This is a genomic window from Streptomyces sp. NPDC001351 (assembly GCF_042896045.1).
In the GTDB taxonomy this organism is placed as follows: Bacteria; Actinomycetota; Actinomycetes; order Streptomycetales; family Streptomycetaceae; genus Streptomyces.
In genome coordinates, this window is the sequence record NZ_JBIAWS010000025.1 from 1 (window position 1) to 25,742 (window position 25,742).

Annotated in this window: 19 protein-coding genes and 1 pseudogene; 10 read left to right on the top strand and 10 right to left on the bottom strand. The window is 69.2% G+C overall.

Translation table 11 applies throughout. From position 1 onward, the window contains the following. The first annotated feature begins 270 nt into the window (after positions 1-270). The 3 genes and pseudogenes from ACFY1U_RS48480 to ACFY1U_RS48490 all read left to right on the top strand — a co-directional run bounded on the left by ACFY1U_RS48480 (position 271) and on the right by ACFY1U_RS48490 (position 2,219). Positions 271-774, top strand: coding sequence for a nuclear transport factor 2 family protein (locus ACFY1U_RS48480; RefSeq protein WP_390700500.1), 504 nt, complete (start codon positions 271-273; stop codon positions 772-774). 303 nt (positions 775-1,077) lie between these two features. Continuing rightward, positions 1,078-1,268, top strand: a pseudogene (locus ACFY1U_RS48485) (hypothetical protein); the annotation flags it as partial. A gap of 151 nt (positions 1,269-1,419) precedes the next feature. Further along, positions 1,420-2,219, top strand: a protein-coding gene (locus ACFY1U_RS48490) for an IS5 family transposase (protein ID WP_390700580.1) whose coding sequence is annotated in 2 segments (ribosomal slippage) — positions 1,420-1,759 and positions 1,759-2,219 — 801 coding nt in all. Because the reading frame shifts where the segments join, the coding sequence is not laid out codon by codon here. Here the strand turns inward: ACFY1U_RS48490 and ACFY1U_RS48495 are convergent. Continuing rightward, entirely contained in the window at positions 2,191-2,526 is a 336-nt protein-coding gene (locus ACFY1U_RS48495) for an ankyrin repeat domain-containing protein (RefSeq protein WP_390700501.1), read from the bottom strand. The two genes, ACFY1U_RS48490 and ACFY1U_RS48495, sit on opposite strands and share 29 nt — an antisense overlap. A 964-nt stretch (positions 2,527-3,490) precedes the next feature. Here ACFY1U_RS48495 and ACFY1U_RS48500 point away from each other — a divergent pair. Further along, complete coding sequence (locus ACFY1U_RS48500; RefSeq protein WP_390700581.1) at positions 3,491-4,735, top strand: pyridoxal phosphate-dependent aminotransferase; 1,245 nt, start codon at positions 3,491-3,493, stop codon at positions 4,733-4,735. Between the two features lie 25 nt (positions 4,736-4,760). Here ACFY1U_RS48500 and ACFY1U_RS48505 read toward each other — a convergent pair whose 3' ends face one another. Both ACFY1U_RS48505 and ACFY1U_RS48510 read right to left on the bottom strand, forming a co-directional pair. Further along, positions 4,761-5,660, bottom strand: coding sequence for a MurR/RpiR family transcriptional regulator (locus tag ACFY1U_RS48505; RefSeq protein WP_390700502.1), 900 nt, complete (start codon positions 5,658-5,660; stop codon positions 4,761-4,763). 42 nt (positions 5,661-5,702) lie between these two features. Further along, positions 5,703-6,842, bottom strand: a complete 1,140-nt coding sequence (locus ACFY1U_RS48510) for a C45 family autoproteolytic acyltransferase/hydolase (RefSeq protein ID WP_390700503.1) — start codon at positions 6,840-6,842, stop codon at positions 5,703-5,705. Between the two features lie 154 nt (positions 6,843-6,996). Between ACFY1U_RS48510 and ACFY1U_RS48515 the strand changes: the two genes are divergently transcribed. Next, a complete protein-coding gene (locus ACFY1U_RS48515) occupies positions 6,997-8,412 on the top strand; it encodes an amino acid permease (RefSeq protein WP_390700504.1) in 1,416 nt (471 codons plus the stop codon). 656 nt (positions 8,413-9,068) lie between these two features. Here ACFY1U_RS48515 and katG read toward each other — a convergent pair. Together katG and ACFY1U_RS48525 are read right to left on the bottom strand one after the other, a co-directional pair. Further along, positions 9,069-11,291, bottom strand: a complete 2,223-nt coding sequence (gene katG / locus ACFY1U_RS48520; protein WP_390700505.1) for a catalase/peroxidase HPI — start codon at positions 11,289-11,291, stop codon at positions 9,069-9,071. A 212-nt stretch (positions 11,292-11,503) separates the two neighbouring features. Next, positions 11,504-14,257, bottom strand: a complete 2,754-nt coding sequence (locus ACFY1U_RS48525) for a SpoIIE family protein phosphatase (protein ID WP_390700506.1) — start codon at positions 14,255-14,257, stop codon at positions 11,504-11,506. 201 nt (positions 14,258-14,458) lie between these two features. Here ACFY1U_RS48525 and ACFY1U_RS48530 point away from each other — a divergent pair, with 201 nt between their 5' ends. The 4 genes from ACFY1U_RS48530 to ACFY1U_RS48545 all read left to right on the top strand — a co-directional run bounded on the left by ACFY1U_RS48530 (position 14,459) and on the right by ACFY1U_RS48545 (position 18,542). Next, entirely contained in the window at positions 14,459-15,553 is a 1,095-nt protein-coding gene (locus ACFY1U_RS48530; RefSeq protein WP_390700582.1) for a PP2C family protein-serine/threonine phosphatase, read from the top strand. A 605-nt stretch (positions 15,554-16,158) separates the two neighbouring features. Then, on the top strand, positions 16,159-17,166 hold the full coding sequence (locus ACFY1U_RS48535) for a DUF6192 family protein (RefSeq protein ID WP_390700507.1): 1,008 nt from the start codon (positions 16,159-16,161) through the stop codon (positions 17,164-17,166). Between the two features lie 2 nt (positions 17,167-17,168). After that, positions 17,169-17,588, top strand: coding sequence for a RacP protein (locus ACFY1U_RS48540; protein WP_390700508.1), 420 nt, complete (start codon positions 17,169-17,171; stop codon positions 17,586-17,588). A 57-nt stretch (positions 17,589-17,645) separates the two neighbouring features. Then, positions 17,646-18,542 (top strand): IS5 family transposase, encoded by an 897-nt coding sequence (locus tag ACFY1U_RS48545; RefSeq protein WP_390700509.1) that lies wholly within the window; start codon positions 17,646-17,648, stop codon positions 18,540-18,542. Here the strand turns inward: ACFY1U_RS48545 and ACFY1U_RS48550 are convergent. Next, the gene (locus tag ACFY1U_RS48550) at positions 18,487-19,413 is read right to left on the bottom strand and encodes a S41 family peptidase (RefSeq protein ID WP_390700510.1); all 927 of its coding nucleotides are present in this window, start codon (positions 19,411-19,413) and stop codon (positions 18,487-18,489) included. The two genes, ACFY1U_RS48545 and ACFY1U_RS48550, sit on opposite strands and share 56 nt — an antisense overlap. 331 nt (positions 19,414-19,744) lie before the next feature. Continuing rightward, a complete protein-coding gene (locus ACFY1U_RS48555) occupies positions 19,745-21,280 on the bottom strand; it encodes an NCS1 family nucleobase:cation symporter-1 (protein WP_390700511.1) in 1,536 nt (511 codons plus the stop codon). A gap of 499 nt (positions 21,281-21,779) precedes the next feature. Between ACFY1U_RS48555 and ACFY1U_RS48560 the strand changes: the two genes are divergently transcribed. Further along, positions 21,780-21,959 carry a hypothetical protein gene (locus ACFY1U_RS48560; RefSeq protein WP_390700512.1) on the top strand — a complete coding sequence of 60 codons (180 nt, stop codon included), beginning with the start codon at positions 21,780-21,782 and terminating at the stop codon, positions 21,957-21,959. Between the two features lie 109 nt (positions 21,960-22,068). Here ACFY1U_RS48560 and ACFY1U_RS48565 read toward each other — a convergent pair whose 3' ends face one another. Genes ACFY1U_RS48565 through ACFY1U_RS48575 form a run of 3 tightly spaced genes read right to left on the bottom strand, consistent with a single transcriptional unit; the run spans position 22,069 to position 25,645 of the window. Further along, on the bottom strand, positions 22,069-23,208 hold the full coding sequence (locus tag ACFY1U_RS48565) for a M20 family metallopeptidase (protein ID WP_390700513.1): 1,140 nt from the start codon (positions 23,206-23,208) through the stop codon (positions 22,069-22,071). Further along, positions 23,205-23,882 carry a DUF1028 domain-containing protein gene (locus tag ACFY1U_RS48570; RefSeq protein WP_390700514.1) on the bottom strand — a complete coding sequence of 226 codons (678 nt, stop codon included), beginning with the start codon at positions 23,880-23,882 and terminating at the stop codon, positions 23,205-23,207. The genes ACFY1U_RS48565 and ACFY1U_RS48570 overlap by 4 nt, the downstream gene beginning before the upstream one ends. Beyond that, positions 23,879-25,645 (bottom strand): NAD(P)-binding domain-containing protein, encoded by a 1,767-nt coding sequence (locus tag ACFY1U_RS48575; protein WP_390700515.1) that lies wholly within the window; start codon positions 25,643-25,645, stop codon positions 23,879-23,881. Before ACFY1U_RS48575 ends, ACFY1U_RS48570 begins: the two co-directional genes overlap by 4 nt. Positions 25,646-25,742 lie beyond the last annotated feature (97 nt).

Genomic DNA, 25,742 nt, shown 5'->3' on the forward strand with positions numbered 1-25,742 from the left:
TACGCAGCAGCGTGCCGATCAGCCCGCCTCACCGCATCAGGAACTGGCCGCGTTCATCCGTACGCGGGTGGGGACGTTCAGGTGTACGCCGACACGGAGTCCGGCACCGTCACCGGCAAGGTCGTCCTGACTCCCTGACCCGCACGGTCCCGGGGCACCACCCCTGGGCCGCGCCCCGTGACGCTCCACCGCCGCCGAACCTCGAAGCACGCTCAAGGCACCCCAACACCCGCATCCGTCACCCCCCATACATCCCGGAGGACCGACGCCATGAAGCTCCGCCCGACCCGCGCCACGACCACCCTGATCTGCGTGGCGGCCGCCATCACCGCACTCGGCACGACCGCCTTCGCCGCACCGCCCACCGACCGGCACCTGCCAAAGGTCGCCGCCGACTGGTCCACTGCCTGGAACGGCACCGACCCCAACGCGCTCGGCACCTTGTTCACCCCCGACGGCACCTACACCGACCAGGCCATAGGCATCACCTTCCACGGCCGCCAGGAGATCGCCGGATGGAAGGCCCGCACCGACAGCCTCATCGACAACGTCCACGTCACCGTGCACGCCACCCACCGCGACGGCGACCACATCACCATCGAGGCCGTCTACTCCGGCCATCTCAAGGGCGCACCCAAGCCCTTCGCCGTCCCACTGGCCGCCCTCCTCACCCTGGACGGCCGCCAGATCACCTCCGACCAGGACTTCTACAGCCTCAGCGCCGTCCTTACCCAGTCCGGCCTCCCCGCCGACTGGACCCCGCCCACCCCCTGACCCACCAAACGACCCACAACTGACAGCAGCACACCACCGGAACGCGCCCCCCCAACCGCCGCAAGGCGCGTTCCGCCACCGTTCCCGCTGGACTGTCAACCTCCAACGTGCTGGGCTGTGACCCGGGCCGACCGTTCGGTCCGGCCATCGATTGGCCCTGGCCGTGGCACCGGGGCGTTACCTCGGGGCGGTGTAGACGGCCGCGATCAAGATTGGTCCGCCAGCGCCTAGCCTAGGAGCGCAGCCGCGGCAACTCCGGGTTGTGGTCATGGAGCCAGCAACGGTGAAGCTCGGCGGGAGCGACTCATCCCGCACCGCAAACGACGAGGTCAGGTCCACCTCAGCCCACGGCAGGAAGCGGAGAACGCCGTCCACCGCCGGGCTCGGGCCCGGTCGAACACGCCTTGTCCCGCATGAAGAACTGGAAGCTGTCCAGGTCGCTTTGCGGCGTCCTTGACTGGGGAAAATTCCGACGGCGGCCCCGGCTTGGGTGACGTCGAAGGATCTTGGTGCGGTGGAGTCCGTGTGGAAGCTTGACGCGAGGGCCGGGGCGGGCGCCCTGGACTGTTGCCTCTGAGCACGCGAGTCAGATTCTTAGTCGTCATCTCATTTGGTTGGCTCGGTAGGCTGTGAGTTGTGGTGGGGATCGTTGAGCGGCTGGTGCCGGACGAATTGTGGGAGTTGTTTCAGCGGGTGGTGCCGGAGGCGCCTTCGCGGCCTCAGGGCGGTGGCCGCCGCCGGCATGGCGACCGTGAGGTACTGGCCGCGATCGTGTTCGTGGCCACCTCGGGCTGCACGTGGCAGCAGTTGCCAGCCGCGTCGTTCGGCCCGTCGGGGGCGACGGCTCACCGCCGTTTTGCCGAGTGGACGAAGGCCAGGGTATGGGCCAAGCTCCACCGTCTGGTCCTCGACGAGCTCGGCTCCCGGGGCGAGTTGGACTGGTCCCGCTGCGCGATCGACTCGGTGAACATGCGGGCCCTGAAAAGGGGGACCTGACAGGCCCGAATCCTGTTGGCCGGGGCAAGTACGGATCGAAGATCCATTTGATCACCGAGCGGACGGGTCTGCCCCTGTCCGTCGGAATCTCAGGGGCGAACCTGCACGACAGCCAGGCACTGATCCCCTTGGTGAAGGGCATACCACCGGTCCGTTCCCGCCGCGGGCGGCGGCGACGCAGGCCGGACAAGCTCCACGCTGACAAGGGTTACGACTACTCTCACCTGCGGCGATGGTTACGAGGGCGTGGCATCAAGCACCGCATCGCCCGCAAGGGCATCGAGACCTCGCAGCGGCTCGGCCGCCACCGCTGGACCATTGAGCGCACCATGTCCTGGCTCGCCGGCTGCCGCCGCCTACACCGCCGCTATGAGCGCAAGGCCGAGCACTTCCTCGCCTTCACAAGCATCGCCTGCACCCTTATCTGTTACCGGCGGCTCGTCTGCTGATGTGGGCCTGCAGCAGACTCATCGCCAGGTCGTGGCCGTAGTGATTGGCCATGTCCATGGGGGTGCGGCCGTCTGGGTCTGCGAGCTCAGGATCAGCCCCGAAGGCCAGCAGTACGGCCGTGGTGTGCACGGTCAACGGCTGCCCGCTCTGCAGGGAGCCATCACCCTCGGCGTCGATTGCGTGCGTCAGCAGTGTCATGTTGCTGAAGACCTCGTCGGGATCGGAGCCGGCGGCCAGCAACCGGGCCAGGGCCTCAGCATCCTCCTGCTCGACAGCTTGATGCGCGGGTGTCCAGTAGTCGCTCACCCCGACATTCAACCGTCCCCACAACACGCCTGCCAGCGACTATCTACGCCGTCAGCCACCAATTGAGATGACGTCTTAGAGTGTGAAACGTGAGTTCTTGTCTGTTTCGTAGTTGAGGTTGGACAAGGACTGCTGGTCGCGCGGGCGGGGTGGGCCTCAAGCGCCGGGGTGGACGAACAGGCCGGGTTCGGGCTCGACGAGGATGCCTCGGCTGACCAGGCGTTTCAGTTTGGAGCGTATGCCTTCGGTGTTCTTCGGGAGGATCGGCAGGTCGAGGGCTGGCACAGATCGCGGGCGCGCATCGGTCGGCCCTCGTCTGCCAGGGCAGTGAGGATCTGCTGAGGCGGCACCGGCTGCACCGACCTCGGCTGGCGCCGGACGCGTTCCTGCGTTGCGCACACGCGGTGCGGCGGGATGCTGAACAGGGTGGAAGGCGCCACGGCTCGAACGGTGGGGGCTGAGGAGTTGCAGGGCGCGGGCGACGAAATGCCGTCCCGGAAGGGGGGGAGGAGGGGTTGTCGGTCAGTGCCACGCAGCGGGCGCCGCGCGCTCGGGCCCAGGCCGCGGCCCGCACCATCTCCGTGTGGCTGCCGGTGGGGACCGCCAGTGGGGGAGGTGCTGGCCGTACGTGGGGAAAGATCTTGGCCGCTGTCACGCGAGGGTGTTGGCTTCGATGACGAAATCGGCACCCACGCCATGCAGCGCCTGGATCATCGCAAGGATCTTGCGATCCGCTCCCGGCGGACGGCCGAGGAGTTCTGCTCGCTGGTGAACCGGGATCCGAACGCGGCATGGGCCACTGCATGGGTCCCGCACTGCGCCCGGCGCCATCTGCCGGACCTTCGCCAACCCGGATCTGGCTTCCGCCTCCGTCGATGCAAACTAATTTGCATATACTCTTTTCTGTGCAGCCGCGCTTGCGCTGCCGTGCCGATCCCTGTGAGGAGAGTGGGGCGCCGTGACCATGCATTCGGCGACCTTGGCCATCAACGAGACACTGCGGGCCCGCCGGGAGGCAGGAGAGAAGGTGTTGAACCTGGGGTTCGGCGAGGCGGGACTGCCGGTGCCGGAGTCGGTCGCCCAGGTGTTGTCGGCGGCGGCCAAGCGCAACGGATACGGGGCGGTCGTCGGGTCGCGGGAGGCCCGCGAGGCTGCAGCTGGGTGGTTCGGCAGGCGTGGCGTGGGGGCAGAAGCCGAGCAGGTGCTGTTCGCCCCCGGCAGCAAGGCGTTGCTGTTCGCGCTGCTCGCCGCGCTGCCGGGAGATGTGGTGCTGCCGTGCCCTGCGTGGGTCAGTTACGCGGCGCAGACGGCGCTGGTGGGCAAGAAGACCATCAGCGTGCCGGTTCCGGCTGCGGCGGGCGGCGTTCCGGACCCGGAGCTGCTGGAACAGGCGCTGGCCGACGCGCGCGCGGCCGGGGCGAACCCTGGTGTCCTGGTGGTGACGGTGCCGGACAATCCCACGGGGACGATCGCCCGTGAGGAGCACCTGCGTGCCGTGTGCGAGATCGCCGAGCGGCACGGTCTGGCCGTTGTCTGCGACGAGATCTACGCCGAGCTCTGCCACTTCGGGAAGGCTCCCAGCGCGCTCGGCTACCTGCCCGAACGCACCGTTGTCACCAGTGGGCTCAGCAAGTCGATGGCTCTGGGCGGTTGGCGCATCGGGTTCGCCCGGGTGCCGTCGGGCCCCTGGGGCGAGCGGCTGATGCGCGAGCTGGTCGGGGTGGCCAGTGAGGTGTGGTCCAGCCTGGCGGCACCGATGCAGGCCGCCGCCACGTACATCCTGCAGGAGCCGCCCGAGGTGCTGAACCACATCGACGCCGCTCGCCGGCTGCATGCGAAGGTCGCGGCAGCGGTGTACGAGCAGTTCACGGCGGCCGGTGCGGTCTGCCGCCGTCCCGAGGCGGGCTTCTACCTCTACCCGGACTTCGAACCGGTGCGGCCGGTCCTCGCCGCCCGGGGCATCGACACCGGCGCGGAGCTGGCCGCAACCCTGCTGGAGGACAGCGGGGTCGGCGTGCTCGCCGGTGAGGCGTTCGGGGACTCGGTCGGCGGACTGCGCGCCCGGGTGGCGACAAGCCTGCTGTACGGGGAGTCCGAGGCGGAGCGCTGGGCGGCGTTGCGCAGCGACGACCCGCTGCGGCTGCCGTGGATCGCGGCCTCCATGGAGCACCTGCGCGGTGCGCTCGCCGCGTTGACGTCCCAGGGCTGAAGCGTGCGGCCACCGGCCCGGCGGCTCATGCCAGGGGCGTGTCCGGGACGTAGGCGCCGAACTCCTCCAGCAGCTCTTCTTCCTGCAGCAACGTCGACCGCACCTGGTGCCCGCGCCGTTGGGCGACCCCGGTGGCGAGCGCCTGGACCAGCGCGGTGAACGCGGTCAGCGACCGCAGCACCGACGGGCTGGAGGCGTCCACGAAGAAGACCTGCTCGGCGGATGCGGCCAGGGGTGAGGAGGGGTTGTCGGTGAGTGCCACGCAGCGGGCGCCGCGCGCTCGGGCCCAGGCCGCGGCCCGCACCGTCTCCGTGCTGTAGCGGCGGATCGCGATGGTCACGAAGCAGTCGCCCTCACGGACCCGGCGCAGGTCGTCGGTGAGTGTTCCCGTGCCCAGCGTGACGGTTTCGACGTCCTCGCGCAGCATCCGCAGCAGGTAGCCGAGCAGATAGGCCGGAGCATGGCACTTGCGCAGGCCCATGACGTGGACGCGGGGGGCCTCGGCCAGCGCCGTGACGGCGGCCTCCCAGGTTTCGGGGTCGATCCGGGCGAAGGTGCGGGCGATGTTGGCCCCTTCCTGCGCGGCCGCCTGCTGAAGCAGGTTTCCGCCGTCGGCACCCAGCTGCTCCAGGTTGTCGTAGCGCCGCAGCAGGTGCACCTGTTCACGCAGGTACTCCCGGCACAGTCTGGTCAGCCCTGGGTAGCCTTCGAGGCCGATGCCCGTGGCGAAGCGCACCACAGTGGCCTCGTTGACTCCGACGGCGGACGCCAGCTCCGAGATGGTCATGAACGCCACGCCTTCCGGGTCGGCCATGACGCGGTCGGCCAGGAGCCGCTGGGAACGGGTCAGCGGCGTCGCCGGGTTGCGGAGTGTGGCGACGAGTTCGTCGTAGGTCTGCGGAGGTCGCCGCGATGCTGTGGCCATGCGAGGAATTCTCTCCCGGATCGGCCGTGCTGCGGTTGCGGGTCACCCGGTAGCGGCGTAGGCACGCCCCTGTGCGAAGTCCGACAGTGCCATCTCGGCGGTCTTCCCGGCCGGTCCGCGCACCGTGATGCGGTCGGCGGTCAGGTCGGCGACCACTGAGCACAGGGTCATCAGCGGGTCGGTGCCCGCGGCCGTGCGGTGCACGCCGCGAGGCAGCGGCGCCGAGGTGAGGATGTCCAGGAACCACTGCGCGCCGGGGTCGTGGGCCGGGACCGGCAGCGCGCTCAGAACCTTGCCGCGGGCGACGCTCTCCTCGAACTGGCCCAGGCTGCGGGCCGCCCGCGCGCCGTCGTTCACGGCCGCGGCGGTGATGGGCGCGTCCGCCGGTTCGGGCAGGTGGCGCAGGTGGTTGGTGTGCCAGTACAGGGGGTGGTGGACCGGGTCGGCCTCCACCACGGCGGTCCGTCCGGCGACGCTCTCCACGACGACGACCCGGCCCTCGGCGCGGTCGCCCAGGGTGTAGGCGAAGCCTCCGGCGCTGGGACGGGTGCGCAGGTGGTCGACGGCGGCATCCAGGGTCGGAGCCTGCTGCAGGGCGCGGGCGACGAAATGCCGTCCCGGGGCGTCGGCCGGCCGTGCGGCCTGGACATGGTTGATGCCCCAGACCAGGCCGTTGCCGGTCGCCGTGAAGGTATTGGCGGGCAGGAAGCCCGGATACCACTGGACCGTCACCGGCACATCCCCGTCGACGAGCAGGGTGAGCAGCATCAGCCGGCCGTCGAGTGCCGGCGCCCCGTCCTCGTTGTGCGCGACGCAGGAACGCGTCCGGCGCCAGCCGAGGTCGGTGCAGCCGGTGCCGTCCTCGACTCCGAGGTCGCCGCGGAGGTTGGCCAGCAACAGGTCGTGGAAGTCCGCGCCGGCGCCGGCGGCGAGGGCCCGCAGCTCGGCCAGCTCCCGGCCGCACGCGGCGCCCGTGGCGTCGAGCAGTCGGCCGACCCGGATCCGTCCTCGTTCGGTCGCCGCCCAACGGTGCAGTGCGGAGCGTTCGGGCAGGGCGTCCTGGACCGCGTGGACCTCGGCGCGGGCGGCCCGGCCGAGGGCACGGAACACCTCCGTCCGCTCCCCGGAGACGACCAGCCACCGCAGCCCGGCGAGTTCCTGCTCACGGATGCCTGCCGCCATCTTCCGACCTCCTGCCGGTTGAGCTCCGCCGACCGCTGCCGCGGACCCGCTTGCCGCAACCCGTGACGTAAATTTAATTGCAGCGATACTACATCTTGCAATTCTGCTTGCATATCGTGTGGTCCCCGTCCCTCTCCCCAAGGTCAGGAACCCTGTGAAACCTTCCGCTCACACCAGCGGCTCCGCCCCGCTGCGCGGTGCGCTGGGCAACCGGCAGATGTCCATGATTGCGATCGGCGGTGTCATCGGCGCCGGGCTCTTCGTCGGCAGCGGCAGCGCCATCCGCCAGGCCGGGCCCGCCGTACTGGTGGCCTACGCCGCCGTTGGCGCCCTGGCTGTCCTGGTGATGCGCATGCTGGCCGAGATGGCGGTCGCCCAGCCGGAGACCGGCTCCTTCTCCAGCTACGCCGGCCGCGAGCTGGGCCCCTGGGCCGGGCTGTCGGTGGGATGGCTCTACGCCTACCAGTGGTGCATCACCGTCGGCTTCGAAGCCATCGCCGGTGCGGCCGTCGCCCACCACATGCTGCCCGCCATACCTACCTGGCTGGCCGCGCTGGTCCTGATGATCGCGTTGATCGCGGTCAACTTCGCCCGCGTCGAGTCCTTCGGCACTTTCGAATTCTGGTTCGCCATGATCAAGGTGGTGGCGATCATCGCCTTCCTGCTCATCGGACTCGCCGCCGTGCTCGGCGCGCTCCCGGGCACCGGCGCCCCCGGGACCACCAACCTCCTCGGCCACGGCGGCTTCGCCCCCAACGGCTGGCTGGCCGTTCTCCAGGCATCGCTGGTCGTCTTCTTCTCCTACTTCGGCACCGAGGTCGTCACCATCGCCGCCGGTGAGGCCAAGGATCCCGCCCAGGCCGTGCGGCGCGGCATCAACAGCGTCGTCTGGCGCATCCTGCTCTTCTACATCGGCTCGATCACCGTCGTGGTGATGCTGCTGCCCTGGAACTCCACCGCCGTCACCGACAGCCCCTACGTCGCCGTCCTGGGCCACCTCGGGGTGCCCTTCGCCGGCACAGCGATGAACTTCATCGTGCTCACCGCCGTCCTGTCCTGCCTGAACTCCGGGATCTACTCCTCCTCCCGGATGCTCCACTCCCTGGCCGAGCGGGGCGAAGCGCCGGCGCTGTTCGCCCGCACCACCCGGCTCGGCGTGCCCGCACCGGCCGTGCTCGCCGCCTCCAGCATCGGACTGCTCACCGTCGTGGCCAACTACTTCCTGCCCACCACGGCCGTCTACCAGTTCCTGCTCGACTCCTCCGGCGCCGTCGCCGTCGTCGTCTACCTGTGCATCACGGTCACTCACCTGCGCGGTCGTGCCCGGCTGATGCGGGAACGGCCCGAAGCCCTCACCGTCCGCATGTGGGCCTACCCCTGGCTGAGCCTCCTGGTCCTGGCGGCACTCGTGGCGATCATCGCCGGTATGGCGGCCGACTCCGGAAGCCGGCGATCGCTCCTGCTGACCCTCCTGGTCACCGCCGTCGCCGCTGTGGCCGGACTGATCAACCAGCGGGCCCGGCACTCGAAGAGCGCAACCGAACCGGTGCACTCACGCACCCTCGTCTGACCACCACCACGACCACGGCCACGACCTGCCGCCGCACGGCCCGCCGACGAAAGGACCGCGCCACAGCGGACAAGGTGCTGCAAGCAGCCGCGCAGGCCGTCACGGCATCCCCGACGGAGGCTCACCGTCCGGCAGGCGGGCTCGGCCCACGCGGCATCCGCGCCGCCCGCAGCGAAGCCCTGCATACTCCGGGCGCCACCGGCCCGCCCGCCGTGTCCGACAACAGCGGGCCGGCCACCGCGTCAGCACCCGACCCCGCTCAGTGCCCCTGCTGGAGGTCGAGTAGCCGGAGCAGCCGACCAACTCCTGCCCGAGGGGCGTGGTTCTCAGCGGCCTTCGCCGGAGAAGCAGAAGATGGAAGCCGACTACCGTCACGACCTTGTGCAGTTCTCCGTTGAGCGCGGTCCGGAGGATCCCCGCGTACTCGCCTGCCGCCGATGCCCGCGAGCACCCGTTCCTCCACGACGCCGCGGACGGCGAATGGTGGCCCGCGGCACCAGCCCCCCCGACCCCGCCGGGAAGAGTCCTGATACCGCGTGCCGAGTGACGTCCCGGGCGGCGGGCACGCGTTCTGTCGCTGGAGCGCGCGTGCCCGCCATGGGAGCGTCGCGGGGGCTGTGTGCTCTCCGCGTCATCGCCCCGACCGGGACATCGGGTCAGGAGAGGTCGAACCGATCGAGGTTCATCACCTTGTCCCACGCGGCCACGAAGTCACGCACGAACTTCTCTCCCGCGTCCTGGCACGCGTAGACCTCCGAGACGGCCCGAAGCTGGGAGTTCGAACCGAGGATGAGGTCGACCGCGGTGGCGGTCCACTTGAGCTCGCCCGTGGCGCGGTCCCGGCCTTCGAACACGTTCTCGTCCGAAGTCGATGTCTGCCACTGAGTGCCCATGTCGAGCAGGTTGACGAAGAAGTCGTTGGTCAGTGTCTCCGGCCGGTGCGTGAAGACGCCGTGCGGGGATCGCTTGAAGCCGGTGTTGAGCACCCGCATGCCGCCGATCAGCACCGTCATCTCGGGAGCGGTGAGCGTCAGCAGGTTGGCGCGGTCCAGCAGGAGGGTCTCCGGCGACAACTTCTCTCCCGTCCGGAGGTAGTTGCGGAATCCGTCGGCCCTGGGTTCAAGCACGGCGAACGACTCCACGTCGGTCTGTTCCTGCGAGGCGTCCGTGCGCCCCGGTGCGAACGGGACCGTGATGTCGTACCCGGCGTTCTTCGCGGCCTGCTCGACGGCCGCGCAGCCGCCCAGGACGATCAGGTCGGCGAGCGAGACCTTCGTTCCGCCGGCATGCGCGAGGTTGAAGTCCTGCTGAATCTGCTCCAGCTTCTGCAACGCCTGGGCCACCTCGGGCAGGTGGTTGACCTCCCAGTCCCGCTGCGGTGCGAGCCGAAGCCGTGCCCCGTTGGCCCCGCCACGCTTGTCGGTGCCGCGGAAGCTCGCCGCCGCCGCCCAGGCGGTGGTGACCAGCTGGGAGATGGACAGTCCCGAAGCGACGATCCTGCTCTTGAGGGCGGCGATGTCCTCGTCCGTGACGAGTTCGTGGTCGACCTCGGGGACGGGATCCTGCCACAGTTGCGGCTCGGGAACCCACGGGCCGAGGTAGCGTGCGAGGGGTCCCATGTCGCGGTGCAGCAGCTTGTACCACGCTTTGGCGAACGCCTCCGCGAGCTTGTCCGGGTTCTCGTGGAAGCTCTTCGCGATCGGGCCGTAGACCGGATCCAGCTTCAGCGCGAGGTCCGTCGTCAGCATCATGGGCGCGTGCCTCTTCGACGGATCATGAGCGTCGGGCACCGTGTCCTTGGCCGAAGGGTCCGTGGGAGTCCACTGTTTGGCACCGGCGGGGCTCGTCGTCAGCTCCCAGTCGTACCGGAACAGGTTGTCCAGGTACCCGTTGTCCCACCTCGTCGGCTCGGTGGTCCATGCGCCCTCGAGCCCACTGGTGAGCGCGTCGGCGCCCTTGCCGCTGCCGTACATGTTCCGCCAGCCGAGGCCTTGCTGCTCGACAGGGCAGGCCTCGGGTTCCGGACCGATGTACGCGGGATCGACGGCACCATGGCACTTGCCGAAGGTGTGACCGCCGACGATGAGTGCGACCGTCTCCTCGTCGTTCATCGCCATGCGCCCGAATGTCTCGCGAACGTCCCGGGCGGCGGCGATCGGATCCGGGTTGCCGTTGGGCCCCTCCGGATGGACGTAGATCAGTCCCATCTGCACCGCACCGAAAGGCGTGGCGAGTTCCCGGTCGCCGCTGTAGCGCTCATCTCCGAGCCAGGTGTCCTCAGGCCCCCAGAAGATTTCCTCGGGTTCCCAGATATCCTCTCGCCCGAAGCCGAACCCGAACGTCTTGAACCCCATTGATTCCATCGCGCAGTTGCCGGCGAAAACCAGGAGGTCGGCCCAGGAGATTTTCCGGCCGTACTTCTGCTTGACCGGCCAGAGCAAACGGCGCGCCTTGTCGAGACTCGCGTTGTCCGGCCAGCTGTTGAGGGGGGCAAAGCGCTGAGCGCCGCTGCCGCCACCGCCCCGGCCGTCGGCGATCCGGTACGTGCCCGCCGCGTGCCAGCTCATCCGGATGAAGAGCGGCCCGTAGTGGCCGTAGTCGGCAGGCCACCAGTCCTGCGACGTCGTCATCACCTCGAAGACGTCCCGCTTCAGCGCGTGCAGGTCGAGGGTCGCGAACTCTTTCGCGTAGTCGAAGTCCTCGTCCATCGGATTGGAGCGGGACGAGTGCTGGTGGAGAATCTGAAGGTCCAGCTGATTCGGCCACCAGTCCCGGTTTGTCCTGGGCCGAGTCGGCGTGGGGGTCGGTGAGGGGATTGCTGGGTTTTCGCTTTCGCTGCCGGACACGTCCGTCCTTCTTTCTGTCTCCGTGGTTTCCATGCACAATGCCGATGATGGTGATGTGTCGGCGTCCGTATGGTCGCGCACCGCACAGCGCACCGCCACGGAACACGCAGAGCACCCCGCATGACAGACGTGCGACCAGCGGCTGCTTTCTGCTCCCCGGACTTCTGGCCCAAACCGAATCCGGGTTCCCGGATATTCCGACCGCAAACCGTCGGAGAAGTGGCCGGGAACTCACGCCGGCGCCCTCACGTCGGGGCTCCCGGGCCGGTCGCCTCCTCGTCAGGGGGCGTCGCCACATCGGACGGGGCCGGGACGGGCTGCTGGTCGGCCTTGGGCAGGGCCTGTTCGGCCCAGATCACCTTGCCCTGCGGGGTGTACCGGGTGCCCCAGCGCTCAGCCATCTGCGACACCAGGAACAGGCCCCGGCCGCCCTCGTCCATGGTCGCGGCGTACCGCAGATGCGGTGAGGTGCTGCTGCCGTCGGACACCTCGCAGATCAGCGTACGGTCGCGGATCAGCCGTACGTGAAACGGCTCGGCGCCATAGCGGATGGCGTTGGTGATGAGCTCACTCAGGACGAGCTCCGTGGTGAAGCCGAGTTCTGACAGGCCCCAGGCTTCGAGCTTCTCGGACACGGCGTCGCGCATCCCCGCGACCGCGGCCGGGTCCGGCGGTACATCCCAGTCGGCGATCCGGTCGGGCGGCAGTCCCCGCGTGCGGGCGACGAGCAGGGCGACGTCGTCCTTGGGGCGCTCGGGGAGCAAGCTGTCCAGCACGTGCTGGCAGGTCTGCTCGGGCGGCCGTCCGGGGTGGCCCGTCAGCGCATCGCGCAGCAGTTCCATTCCCAGATCCAGGTCGCGCCTGCGGTCCTCGATGAGGCCGTCGGTGTACAGGACGAGCTGGGTTCCCTCCGCGAGGCACAGCTCCGCGGTCTGGAACGGCATGCCGCCGAGGCCGAGGGGCGGGCCGGCCGGCACGTCCGGGAAGGTGACGGTTCCGTCGGGCTGGACCAGTGCGGGCGCCAGATGCCCCGCACGCGCCGTGACGTAGCTGCGCGTCACGGGGTCGTAGATCCCGTACAGGCAGGTGGCGCCGACGAGGCCTGCGGCACTCTCGGCCGCCTCGTTCTGGTCGATGCGGCCGACCAGGTCGTCCAGATGGCTCAGCAGCTCGTCGGGCGGCAGATCGAGGGCGGAGAAGTTGTGCACCGCGGTCCGCAGTCGACCCATCGTGGCGGCGGCGTGGAGGCCGTGGCCGACCACATCGCCCACGGCCAGTGCCACCCGGCTCCCCGGCAGGGGAATGACGTCGAACCAGTCCCCGCCCACGCCCGACTGGGCGGGGAGGTAGCGGTAGGCGATGTCGAGGGCGTTCTGCTCGGGCACGGCCTGGGGCAGCAGGCTGCGCTGGAGGGTGACTGCCAGGGCGTGCTCACGGGTGTAGCGGCGGGCGTTGTCGATGCTTATCGCGGCACGGGCCACCAGTTCCTCCGCCAGCGACAGGTCCTCCTCGTCGAAGGGCTGACGTGGTCGCGCGCGCCAGAAGTTGGCCATGCCCAGCACGACGCCGCTGGCCTGGATGGGGGCGCTGATGAGGGAATGGATGCCGTAGTCGATGATCGCCTTGGCGCGCCCCGGGTCCTGCACGCGCCAGTTCGTGGCCGTCGGCAGATCGCTCACCAGCTGGGAGCGGCCGCTGCCGTAACCGCGCGCCTGGGGCGTGGAGGGAAGGTAGTCGAAAAGCCGCCCCTGTTCGGAGAGCGGATGGTCGTCCCGGACGCCGCGCACGGCAGCGCGTCGCATGTCCTTCGCCGTGGGGGCCGGCTCCTCGCCGTGCAGGACGGCGTCGGCCAGGTCCACGGTGACGAAGTCAGCGAAGCGGGGAATGGGGACGCGCGCCAACTCGTCGGCGGTGCGCAGCACGTCCAGCGTGGTACCGATGTGGAGTCCGGCGTCGTACAGCAGCCTGAGCCGTTCCCGCGCCACATCCGCCCTGCCGGTCACCGCCTGCAGTTCGGTGGTGTCGCGCAGCGTCACCACCGTCCCTTTGGGGCCGCCCTCGCGATCCGTGGGCCGCTGGTTGACCGCGAGCAGCCGATCTCCGGCGAGGTGCACCTCGTCAGTGGCCTCGTGTCCGGAGGCGAGAAGCGCCTTCGTCTCGGGATCGAGGCCCGGCAGATCCGGGACAAGCCGTCCCTCGACGTCCGGGGGCAGCTCCAGCAGTCGTCTGGCTTCGTCGTTCGCCAGCATCAGCCGCCCGTCGGCAGCCACGATCAGCACCCCTTCCTTGACGGAGTGGAGCACCGTGTCGTGGTGCTCGTACATCAAGGTCATCTCGGCCGGGGCCAGGCTGTGTGTCTGCCGCCGCAGCCGTCGGCCCACCAGGACCGTCACACCGATGGACAACGCGAGCGCCCCGGCCCCTGCCCCCAGGATGATCGGTAGTTGGCGGTTCACCTGACTTTCGACGTTCTTGACCTTCATCCCGGCCGAGACGAGGGCCACCACGTTGCCGGCAGCGTTCTTGATCGGGACCGTGGCCTGCACCTCGCGACCCAGCGGGCCGTTGACGCTCTCCACGTAGACCTTCCCCGCCAGCGACGGCCCGATCTTGCCGACGAACCGCTTTCCGATGCGGTTCGGCAAGGGGTGCGTGTACCGGATGCCCTTGGTGTCCATGACCACGATGAAGTCGACGCCGGCGGCCCGGCGCGCCGCCTCGGTGAGCGGTTGGAGAATTTTGCTCGGCTCCGGGGCCCGCAGTGCCGCATGGATGCCTGGTGAGTGCGCGAACGTCTGCGCGACGGCGATGGAGCGGCGCTTGGCCTCGGCGCTGGTGTCCCGCTCCGACTGCAGGACAAGGGCAAAGACGCCGGCGGTTACGACCAGAACCACCAGGGCCACCTGGAAAACCAGCACCTGCCCGGCCACGCTTCGCGTGCCCTTGCTGATCAGCCGCTTTGCTGAGGGGCGCTGAAAACGGGCGAAACGACTCGCCATGCGACCTTTCTAACACCGGTGATCCCATGTGGCCAGGCCTGTCCGTCCTGCCCTTGCTCGGCTGAGTTCGGGTGTCTGTGTGGTCATGCGCGGTATGGGCCTGCCCTCCGGGCGGGGCAGGCCGCCCCGATCGCTCGCGTGCGGTGCGTGACGTCCCCGCGCCCGATGTCCGCTCAGGTCGATATGATGCATTTTGTGATCATGCTTGGGCGGCTGTGGCGCCGTCGTCCTGCCTACGGCGGCGGATGGGAAGCTGCCGGGCTGTCACCCGTGATCCTGACCGCCCTCATCGCCGGCCTGGCGTTCTCCACACCCAGGGAAATCGCCGTCAGCCGCCTCCTGCCCGCCGCACCCGCCCTTGCCGCCGCGATGTGGCCCGTGCTCCCCACGATCCTGTTGGGGGCGTTCTGCCTGCTGACCATGATCGTTCTCAGCTTCTTCTACACCGATCTGGGGACCCAGTACACGTCGGCCGCGATCATCGCGGTCACTTTGGCGGCCGCATACGCGAGCCATGTCCGGCTTCAGCGAGAGGAAATACTCTTCCAGGTCCGGCTCGTCGCCGACGCGGTCCAGAAGGTGCTGCTGCGCCCGCTGCCGCGCCGCATCGAGGACATCGAGATCGAGTCGCTGTATCTGGCGGCCCAGGAGCAGGCCCGGGTCGGCGGCGACTTCTATGAGGCGATCGGTACACCGCACGGGGTCCGGCTGCTCATAGGCGACGTACGCGGCAAGGGCATGTCCGCGGTGGGGGCGGCCTCTGCGGTGATCAGCTGCTTCAGGGAGGCCGCGTACGACGAGCCCGACCTGCAGGGCATCATCCACCGGCTGGAGACCACCATCACGCGCCACAGCGCTGCGTTTCCCGTCCAGGACCAGTCGGAGCACTTCGCCACCGCTCTCCTCGCCGAGATCCCGCACGGCGGCGGCCACATGCGACTGCTCAACTGCGGGCATCCCCCACCGCTGCTCGCGCACCGTGGGCAGGTCCGGGTCCTCGAGCCCGCCATCCCCTCGCCGCCCCTCAACCTCGCGGAGCTCATCGGTGACCGCTACTGGGTCGACATCGTCGCCATTGCCCCGGGCGACCAGTTGCTGCTGTACACGGACGGCGTATCGGAGACCCGGGACCACACGGGCCAGTTCTTCCCGCTGTCCGACTGGATGCGGCGGCAGGGCCTGGAGCAGCCCCGCGAGCTGCTCGACCGGCTGCACAGAGATCTGCTGCAGCACAGCGGCGGAAGGCTCGACGACGACATCGCCGCCCTCGCGCTGAAGTGCTCTCGGGGGCCATGACGGGAGGAGCTGCGGGGCGTCGTCCCACGGGACGCCGTCTTCGGCTGCACCGACTTCCGGCGGGCACCCCTGAGTGCGTGTTTCTGATCCCCGGTCCTGAGTAGCCTTGAGTCCTACGCTGGCCTGGTGTCCGAGGACGCTGGTCGGGCCGGGGAAAGGATCTGCCGGGGCTGCGGGGAACGGCTGAGGCCGGGAGTCCGGCCCGGGGCGGAGTTCTGTTCGTCGATGTGTCGGTCCAGGCAGTGGCGTCGGGAACGGCGGTTGCGCCAGCGCCTGGCGGCCGTTCAGGACGGCAGGGGCGAGGTGGAGTGCCCAGAGTGTGGAGCCCGGTGGGTGGCTGGCATCGACCGCCGCTCGGACGCGGTGTTCTGCTCGCCGCGGTGCAAGGTCAAGGCATGGAGGCGCCGGGCGGAACCGTTCGACGAACGGTCACAGTGACCGCTGGCCGAACGCATCCTGACTCCAACTCCGTTCACCAAACCGCCATTTGCAGTCGTTTGTTGTGGTCTTAGGATGTTCGGTCTGACTCTCGGCAATGGATGCGGGCCCTGTCCCATCGCGGCCGGAAGTGCCGTGCCATGGCCCGTACTTGGGTGGTGAGAGCCATGTCCGAGGAGAACGAAAAGGTCGGTGCCGTTAGTCAGTCCCGCTATGACGAGATCGTGGCCGAGCTGCGGCAGGTCGTCGAACAGCAGACGCGGGGGTCGTTCACGATCGGTGACCGCGCCCTGGAGATCGAGCCCATGCGCGAGCGGGGCGGCCAGCATGCCGCGCCGGGTCAGGAGCTGTTCACGGTCCGCGAGACGCTGTTCCGCCTGGCCGAGGACATCGGGCTGGCCTACAAGTCCGTGGAAAGTGCCAGGTGGACGGCGTCCCGTTGGCCGAAGGAACATCGCCAGGCGGGGGTGTCGTTCCGCGTCCACAGGATCCTGGGGCAGATCGAGAACGAGGCCGAGCGGTTCGCGACCATCGCCAAACCTCCCGCGGGCGGGACGCGCTGGACGGTGGATGAGGCCAACCGCAGGGTGGGCCGCCAGGTCGAACGACCGACGTCTCCGCAGGAGAAGATCACTGCAATCCACTCGCTGGCCCGGGACGAAGAGGTCGCGGCGACGGTCACCACCGACTTCCTCAAGCGGCCCATGGTCGCCGCGAAGGTGTCGGCGGCTGAGAAGGCCCGGGTAGTGGAGGAGTTCACCCGGGACGAAGTGGCCGCGACAACTGCCGCGACGAACCTGCTGCGCAGGCCGGACGTCGCGTTCAGGGCAATGAGCGACGACACCGCCCGCTTCCACGTCAACCAGGCCCAGAACGAACGCAGCCGGCAGGCCCGTGAGCACTTTGAGGACACCAGCCCGGTCGTCCCGGCCATCCGGCACATCGACCGCACGGTGGAGTTCCTGGACCTGGTCACCGCATGCCACTCCTTCGTCGCCGCAGCCGGCCGCACTGTTCCCGGCCTGCGAGACCGCACCCTGAACGACGACGAACGCACGATCGTGCACCAGAACGTCGCGAAGGTGCGGGCGACGCTGGACTGGATCGAGACCGCCGTGGACACCGGCAAGGTCGACATGGACGACGAACTGGCCCGTCTGCTGAGGGGCGAGTAGACATGCCCCGCGCCTCACGGCGACGGGGCGACGCGGCCAGACGCCACGCGGACACCCTGCGGTTCGTACTGTTCGAGGCCAGACCCGCCGGCCTGGAATTCCCGCAGCTGGTACGTGCCAGCGACCTGAGCCCCAGCCAGGTTCGTTCCGGCCTCGCCGCACTGAAGGACCAGGCCGCGGAGAAGGCCTGGCCCCCGCTGACCTGGAACAGGGCCACGGGCTACCAGCTCGGAGCCGAGCGAGACGTGCTGGAGGCATACGAACGGGCCGTCGTCAGGGAGAACCTGACCGAGTTCCGCCGGTTCATCACCGGCACCGTCGCCCCACACGCCGCCGCCCACCCGGGCGACAAGTGGGTCAAGCACATCGTCGCCCAACTCAACTCGATCGAGTCCACCCTCGACCTCATCGCCAGCTCCTGACCTGCGGCTGGACCGCCCTGCGAGCGGCCCAGCCGCGCTCGTTCGAAGGCACCCGTCATGCGCCGACGCCACTATCCCTCGGACACCACGAACGCGGAATGGGCACTACTCGAAGGACTCCTGCCCACCCCAGCCTGTGAGACGAGCAAGGGCGGCCGGCCGGAGAAGCATCCCCGCCGCGAGATCGTCGACGCGATCCGCTATGTCGTGGACACCGGCTGCAAGTGGCGGGCCCTGCCTGCGGATTTCCCGCCCTGGCGCACGGTGTGGGGGTTCATGGCCCGCTGGGCCGCGGCCGGGATCATCGGCCAGATCCGGGACCATCTGGCGGGGCGGATCCGTCGTGACATGGGCAAAGGACCCCGGGCGGTGGCCACCGTGATCGACTCCCAGAGCGTGAAGGCCGCAGAGACCGTCTCCAAAGCCACCCGCGGTTACGACGCCGGCAAGAAAATCAACGGCCGCAAGCGCCACCTGGTCGTCGACACCCGCGGACTTCCCCTCATGGTCATGGTCACCCCCGCGGACCTGCACGACGCCGCCGCGGCCAAGGAAGTCCTCTTCCGTCTGCGTCTGATGCACCCCGAGATCACGATCGTGTGGGCCGACTCCGCCTACGCCGGCAAACTCGTCGACTGGGCGAAACACCACCTCAACCTCACCATCAAGCCGGTCAGCCGTCCCAAGGACGCCTCCGGCTTCGTCGTGCTGCCCCGCCGCTGGGTTGTCGAGCGCAGTCTTGCGTGGATGATGCACGCCCGCCGCCACGCAAGGGACTACGAACGGCTCATCCAGCACTCCGAAACCTTGATCACCTGGGCTGCCATCACCCTCATGACCAGGCGTCTCGCACGCAAGGGGGCTACCCCCAGCTGGCCGAGGAAACCTGCGGAGCATTTCACGGACGCCGACAGGCGGCCTGCTTCAGAAGCCAGCTCTGTGCTGCCTGCATGACCTCGTCCCGGTGACGTGCCACCGGGCGTGGGTCTTTGACGATCTCCACGTCCGGAGGAATCGGCGCGTCATAGGCACGGCCCGTTCGGTCCGCGTCCTTGACTTCCGTGAGGATCAGCACGGCTCCGTCGGACAGGCGGTGCGGCTCATTTCCCGTGGGGACGCCGTCGGTCTGCTCGCCGAAGAACCGGGTGTCAGGACGTCCCCGGAAGGCCACCACGACCGCTTCACCCGCACTGGCTGTTCGCTTGCCGGTCAGGACCGCAACCGGCGGGGCGCCATTGGCGAGCGGTCGGCCATCGCCCCACCCGGCCGACTTGCCGTCTTCGTATGGACTGCCGTGCTTGATCGACCAAACGGACTTGCTGCCGTCGGCATCCACGAATTCGCCGACCTTGCCGTCACCCAGGATGGGACCTACGACCGCGAGCATCGGCCACATGTTGCCCCCCGTGTCCGAACGCAGATCCACCACCCAGCCACAAGCTTCGCCCGCGCCGGCCTTCGCCACGGCACTGCGGCCCTGCCGCACGTACTGGTCGTACGCCTCTTGAGACCCCTGCACACCAGGCAGGGAAATGTAGCCGACACCGCTCTTCAGGGAACGGCCTTCCAGGCCATCGAAGTTGACCGCGGAGGCTCCAAGACGCTCCTTCGCCTGCTCCGGCTCCCAGAACACACTGTGCCCGTCGCCCAACGCATACAGAGTCGAGTCGATCGCCCCGTACGTGTCCGCCGTCTTCTGCGCGCCGCGCGCCTGCGAGAACGCCCTGCTCCGCAAGTCCGCCCAGGCAATCTTGTGACGAAGAAGAGAGTGTTTCTCCATGATGTTCAGCGCCTGCGACAGGTAGGAGCGCGCGCTGGGTGACATGTCGGTAGCCGCTGGATCGTGCGAACGGCTCGTGCACCCCGTCGCGGCGACCACTACGCCAACCAGGCCAGCACAGGCCGCCATGCGCAGTGAACGTTCCCGCCCCATCCATCCCCCCGAACAGGCTCTCGACTCACGAGCAACCCTAACCTTGACGCTCACCTACTGACGGAGCACCCCAGATCAGAAACACGCACTGAGCGTCCAGGCGTGTACGGCGCCACCGCTACCACGGCAGGGTCGGCGGCTGACGGACGAGGAAGGCGGCAGGGAGCGACCGGTGTGCCGCACCGGTCGCTCCTCGCCGCATGATGTGTTCTGCGTGCGTTGTCTACGATCCGGTCACGGCGTCCGTCTGCCCGTGCTCGGCCGGAGCGTCGGCGGTTCGGGCGGTGAGTGGGCTCTTGCCCCGGCTGAGGGCGAGGTAGACCACCCCGGCGACGGCGACGCCGATGAACCAGGAGTACGGGCCCAGGTTGTCCCCGTATCCGGACGGCCCGTAGACGGGCAGGATGCTGGAGAAGACCGAGCCCACCGCGGCGGCCACGAGCGCCCGGACGTTCCAGCCGCCCTGGAAGCGGAACTCCCCGTCTTCCTGGTAGAGCGCGGGCACGTTCAGCTGGGTCTTCCTGATGAGGTAGTAGTCGACGACGAGCACGCCGAAGAGCGGTCCCATCGTCGAGCCGATGGCGTTGACGAAGCTGGGGGCGTTGTCCCAGGGGTGCAGCGGGTAGAGCAGCAGCGCGATGACGGCGGCGATGAGGCCGCCGCGTCGGAAGGTCACGTACTTCGGTGCCACGTTGGCGAAGTCGAAGGCGGGGCTGACGAAGTTGGCGACGACATTGATGCCGAGCGTGGCGACGGCGAAGGTCAGGGCGGCGAGCAGGACGAGGGCCGTGCTGTCGAACTTGGCGGATATCTTGGCCGGTTCCAGGATGACCTCCCCGTACACCTTGCTGGCGGCGGCCGTGGTGATCGCCGCGACGAGGGAGAAGAGGATCAGGTTGACGGGCAGGCCCCAGACGTTGCCCTTCTTCAGGGTCTTCACGTCGGGGGTGAAGCGGGCGAAGTCACCGAAGTTGAGGAACAGGGCCGCGAAGTAGGTGACCCAGGTGGCGGCGATCGCGGCGATCGCGGCGAACGAGCCGGGGCTGACGTCGAGTCCGGTGGCGTTCTTGGCGAGCGCGCCCAGGTCCTTGGCCGGCATATCGACCGAGAAGGACATCGCGCCGGCCTTCACGGACAGCGCGATCGCCAGCACCAGCATCATCAGCCAGACCGCGGGTCCGGCGAAGTCCTGGAAGCGGCGCACCGTCTCCATGCCCTTGCTGATGATGAGCAGCTGGGCGGCCCAGACGCCGAGGTAGCACAGCACTTCGAGGCCGCTGTGGTCGAAGAGATGAGTGGTCTCGTGCAGGTGCCTGGGGCCGTCGTAGCGGACGAGGAAGGCCACGATGGCGCCGGCCGCCGCGCTGGTCTGGGCCCCGTACCAGAAGGTGGCTACCACGGCCCGGGCGAGCGCCGGGACGTTGGCGCCGAAGGTGCCGAACGAGGCGCGGGCGAGGACGGGATAGGGGACGCCTGTCTTGACGCCCGCCCTGCCCATGAGGGTCATCAGCCAGTAGATGACCAGCGAGCCCGCGGCGATACCGATGAGGAACTTGAGGGTGTTGCCCGCGACGAGGAAGAGACTGGCGGCCAGGAAGTAGCCGTACAGACTGTGCACGTCCGAGGTCCAGACGTTGAAGATGCTGAAGGCGCCCCACTTGCGCTCGGTGGCCGGGGCGAGATCCTCGTTGTAGAGACGGGGGGAGTACCCCGGCGGTGTGACAGTTCTGTCCGCGTCCGCGCTGTCCGTCGCCGTCATGTGGTGCTCCTTGGTGCTGGCTGTGACATCTGCCTCCGGCATCGCACCGGATGGTTGAGGCGTCAGACAACGGCCTGTGTATTGCACCCGGATGCCTGGCACGTAACGGACTCGTCAACGGAAAATACTTTCCAGTTCTGGCCTTGCCCGACCCACCACGCAGGGCTTGGTCGCCGACCGCACCCTCCTCACCCTCGCGGGCGGCGATGACGACAGTCACTCGGCTCGGTGCGGGCGCAAGGAGGACGTACCCAACGATTCCTCAGCTGGCTGAGGACGACTATGACGAGGAGACCCGGGACATCAGCGAAACCGCGGAGGACGCGGCCGCAGATGGCGAAACTGCGGTTCCTTCACCTACACGCTGCCCTCGCACGCCACGGTGATACCCGCCGGGGCGCGCAGTCGACCGGCACGCCGCCCGATCGTCCGCAGGCCCGCCTGAGCCGCCCACGCCCTGCAACCCTGTCACGACTGCCCGGTACCAAAGAAGCCCTTCATGTCTCTCACCCGTGAACTCCGCATCGGCGGCAAGGACATGCCCGCCCCATCCGGCCGCACCGCCGAGGACATCAACTCCACCGGCGAGGTCTACGTGACCATCGCCGCGGCTGGCCCGGAGGACGTGACCCGGGCCGTGGACGCTGCCGACGCGGCGGCCGGCAGCGACAGGATCTGATGCAGGGGTGGAAGGTGTGCGGTACCCGCGAGAGGTACGTCTTCGGGGCGGCAGCGCGCAACCGGTGGTCCCCTCGCTGGACAGGGAGGCGACCATCTGGCGCTGGCCGTCATCGCGGGAGGGCCGGAGTGCTGCGGTCCACGCCGGTCCAGGCCAGCGCGAGCGCTCCGTCGAGCAGGGCCCGCTGTGCCGTCCCGCCCACGCAGTATGCGGCGAACTCGTGCTGGTGGTTGGTGGCGGACAGGGAGTCGATGCCGATGTAGGGGTGGATGGCGGGCACCATCTGCGAGATGTTGCCCATGTCGGTGGAGGCACGGTTCATCCGTGCGGCCTGGCCGGGGGGCGCGAACTCCCGCCCCAGGGCGAGGGCGTTGAGACGGTAGCTGCCGAGGGCGCTCTCGTCCGTGCGGAACTCCGCGTACGGCTTGCTCTCCGGCTCGATCTCCAGGTCGCAGCCGGTGGCGAGGGCCCCCGCCTCGAAAGCCCGCATGACGCGCGGCTCCAGCTCGGCCAGTTCGGCGAGCGTCTCGGCCCTGACGTACCAGCGTCCGGTCGACCGTTCCGGGATGGCGTTCGGGGCGTCACCGGCGTGCGTCACCACGCCGTGCACGCGCGCCGAGGCGGGCAACTGCTGCCGCAGCAGTCCGATGGCGACCTGGGCCACGGTGAAGGCGTCGGCCGCGTTGATCCCTGCCTCCGGATAGGCGGCCGCGTGCGCGGACTTCCCGGTGTAGGAGATCTTCGAGTGGCTGACCGCGAACGGGCGGGCTTCGGCGACGTCGACCGGCGCCGGGTGCACCATCATCGCGAGGTCGACCCCGGCGAAGGCACCTCGGTCCAGCATCTCGATCTTGCCACCGCCGCCCTCCTCGGCCGGGGTGCCGTAGACCTCCACGGTGAGGCCGGCGTCGTCGGCGACGGCGGCCAGACCCAGCGCGGCTCCGACGGAGATCGCCGCGATGAGGTTGTGCCCGCACGCGTGACCGAGGCCGGGCAGCGCGTCGTACTCGGCGCACAACGCGATCCGGACGGGCCCGCTGCCGAACCGGGCGCGGAAGGCCGTGTCCAGGCCCAGGTAGGACGAGGTGACGTCGAATCCGGCGCGGTCCAGCAGCTCCGGTACGGCGGCGGCAGCCCGGTGTTCCTCCCAGGCGGTCTCCGGGTCGGCGTGCAGCCGCTCGGAGAGTCCGATGAGTTGCTCGGCATGACGGTCGACCGTTTTCCGGGCGGCCTCTTTCACCGCGCTCATCGCAGGTCTCCCGGGACGCCGTACGACGGGGAGGCGGCGGGATCGAGACCGCGCCGCACGTAGTCGTCCCGCTGGGGCAGCCAGACGTCGAGGAGATCGCCGAGCCTGTCGACGGGGTCCTCGGCCCAGTCCACCCGCAGGTCGGTCACCCGCCAGCCCACCTCCGCGACGACCGCCATGCCCGCGGAGTACACCGGTCCCTCTTCACCACCGGCCGCGACGGCGGCCTTCATCGCGGTGAGCAGCCGCTCCTCCAACTCGCCCGTGGCAGCGGCGTACGTGTCGAGGAGGACGCCGGGGATGTGCTCGCCGGACAGCATGTTGCCGACCGCCACCGCACCGTCCGCAGTGGCCCAGGCGTGCTTGCCCAAGGTGTGCGCACCGCTGTAGGCGAACCCGGGCCCGGAGCGGCCCAGCACGGTCAGCTGGCGGTAGGCGATGGTGTTCGCGTTCCGCGCCGCACCCATGACGTCGGCCAGGGCGCGTTCCGGGTCGCCGTGGTCCGAAAGCCGCTCCAGGAGGCTGGTGCCCAGCGTGGGGTCGGTGATGTTCTGCGAGGTCGCCGCGCCGATGCCGGGCCGGAGATGGGCGACCCGCGCGGCGACCGCCGGACTCGAGGAGCTGGCCGCGATGCCGAACCGCTCTCCGTCCCGGACCACCAGGGAGAACGTCATGCCCGGTCCTCCTCGGGGATCACGGCGATGGCGTCGATCTCGCACAGCCACTCCGGGCGGGCCAAGGCCGACACCACCAGGCCGGTGGAGATCGGGTGGACGCCCTTGGTCCAGCGGCCCACGGCGCGGTACACCGCCTCGCGATAACGCGGGTCGATCAGATAGATGGTCAGCTTGACCAGGTGCTCCATCCGGCTGCCCGCCTCTTCGAGCAACATCTTGATGTTCGACATGGCCTGCTCGGCCTGGGCCTCGGCGTTGCCGATGCCCACGGATTCGCTGGTGGCGAGGTCCTGGCCGATCTGCCCGCGGACGTACACCGTGTTGCCGGCCACGACGGCCTGGCAGAGATCGTTGTCGAGGCTCTGCTCGGGATAGGTGTCACGCGTGTTGAACGGCCGGATCCGGGTGTGCCCGCCGGTGACGATCGGGGCTTTCAGCTCGCGGTCCTCGTTCGTGGAGGTCATTGCGCCTTCTCGGTTCTTCCGGGTCGCCTGTGCGGCGACGGGCTGGTCGGTGGTGCCGTATGCGAGGTATCCGCGCCGGGTCGCGATGTGGTCGGCGACGTACCGGGCGTCGTGCCAGACGCCCCAGATGAAGCTCGAACCGCGACGGGACAGCCAGGGCAGGCCCAGGAAGTAGACGCCGGGCTCGCAGGACACCCCGCGGCGCTGGTTCGGCCTGCCCTTCTCGTCGAACGCGTCGACGTCCAGCCAGCTGTAGTCGGTGGCGAAGCCCGTGGCCCAGACGATCGAGGTGACGCCGGCCTCGGCCAGGTCGAGCTCCAGGCGGGGGACGGTCACGCATTGCGGGTCCGGCCCGAGGAGGTGCGCCTCCGGCTCCTCGGGGAGGTCGAGCCCGTTGCGGTCGATGTACGCGTCGGCGGCCCGGAGAAGTCCGAGGTACTTGGCGTCGCCGAGCGCGATGTTCGTGGCGAGGTCCGGCGCGAAGCGCAGTATGCCGTCACCGTAGGAGGCGGTCAGGCCGACGAGTTCGATCCCCGTGTCGGCCAGAGCGCGGAAGTCCACGGTGTGGCCGCCGCGGGCGCCGCTGACCGCGATGGTGACGTGCTCGGCTCCCTGGGCGGGCGTCTGCGCGTCCCAGAGCCCGAGCACGCCGAGCCACCAGCAGAAGTCACGTCCGCGGTATTCGCGGGGAGGACGGTCGTGCGGGCCGACGGAGAGGAAGACCCGGCGACCGGTCCGGCGCAGTTCGTCGGCGATCTGGACACCGGAAGAACCCGCGCCGACCACGAGGACCGCGCCCGCGGGGAGTTGGCCCGGGTTGCGGTATCCGCTGGAGTGGATCTGCACGGGTACCGCACCGTCGGGGACGATGGGCGGAATCACGGGCCGCTGGAAGGGGCCGGTCGCGGCCACGACGAAGCGTGCGTCGATGGAGCCCTCCGACGTCTCGACCCGGAAGCCGGGTCGACCGGTGTGCTTGTGCACCGAGGTCACCTCGACACCGCACCTGATCGGAGCGCCGATGTTCTCGGCGTACGCGACGAAGTAGTCGGCAACCTGTTCCTTCGAAGGGAAGGCGTCGGGGGCGATGTGGGGGAACTCCATCCCCGGGAACCGGTCGTGCCAGGCGGGTCCGTTCGCGACCAGCGAGTCCCACCGCTGCGAGCGCCATCGCTCGGCTATCCCGTGCCGCTCCAGGACGAGGTGCGGTATGCCGAGGGCTCCCAGGTGCTCACTCATCGCGACGCCTGCCTGGCCGGCTCCGACGACGACTACTTCGGTCTCTTCACTCGGCAAGTCAGCCTCCCCTCGGGCGGCAGCCCGTCTCGGTGTCGCGGTGCGGCCGCACGAAACATCCTCGGTTGCGGGTAGGTTTCTGTCGAACAGATGTTTT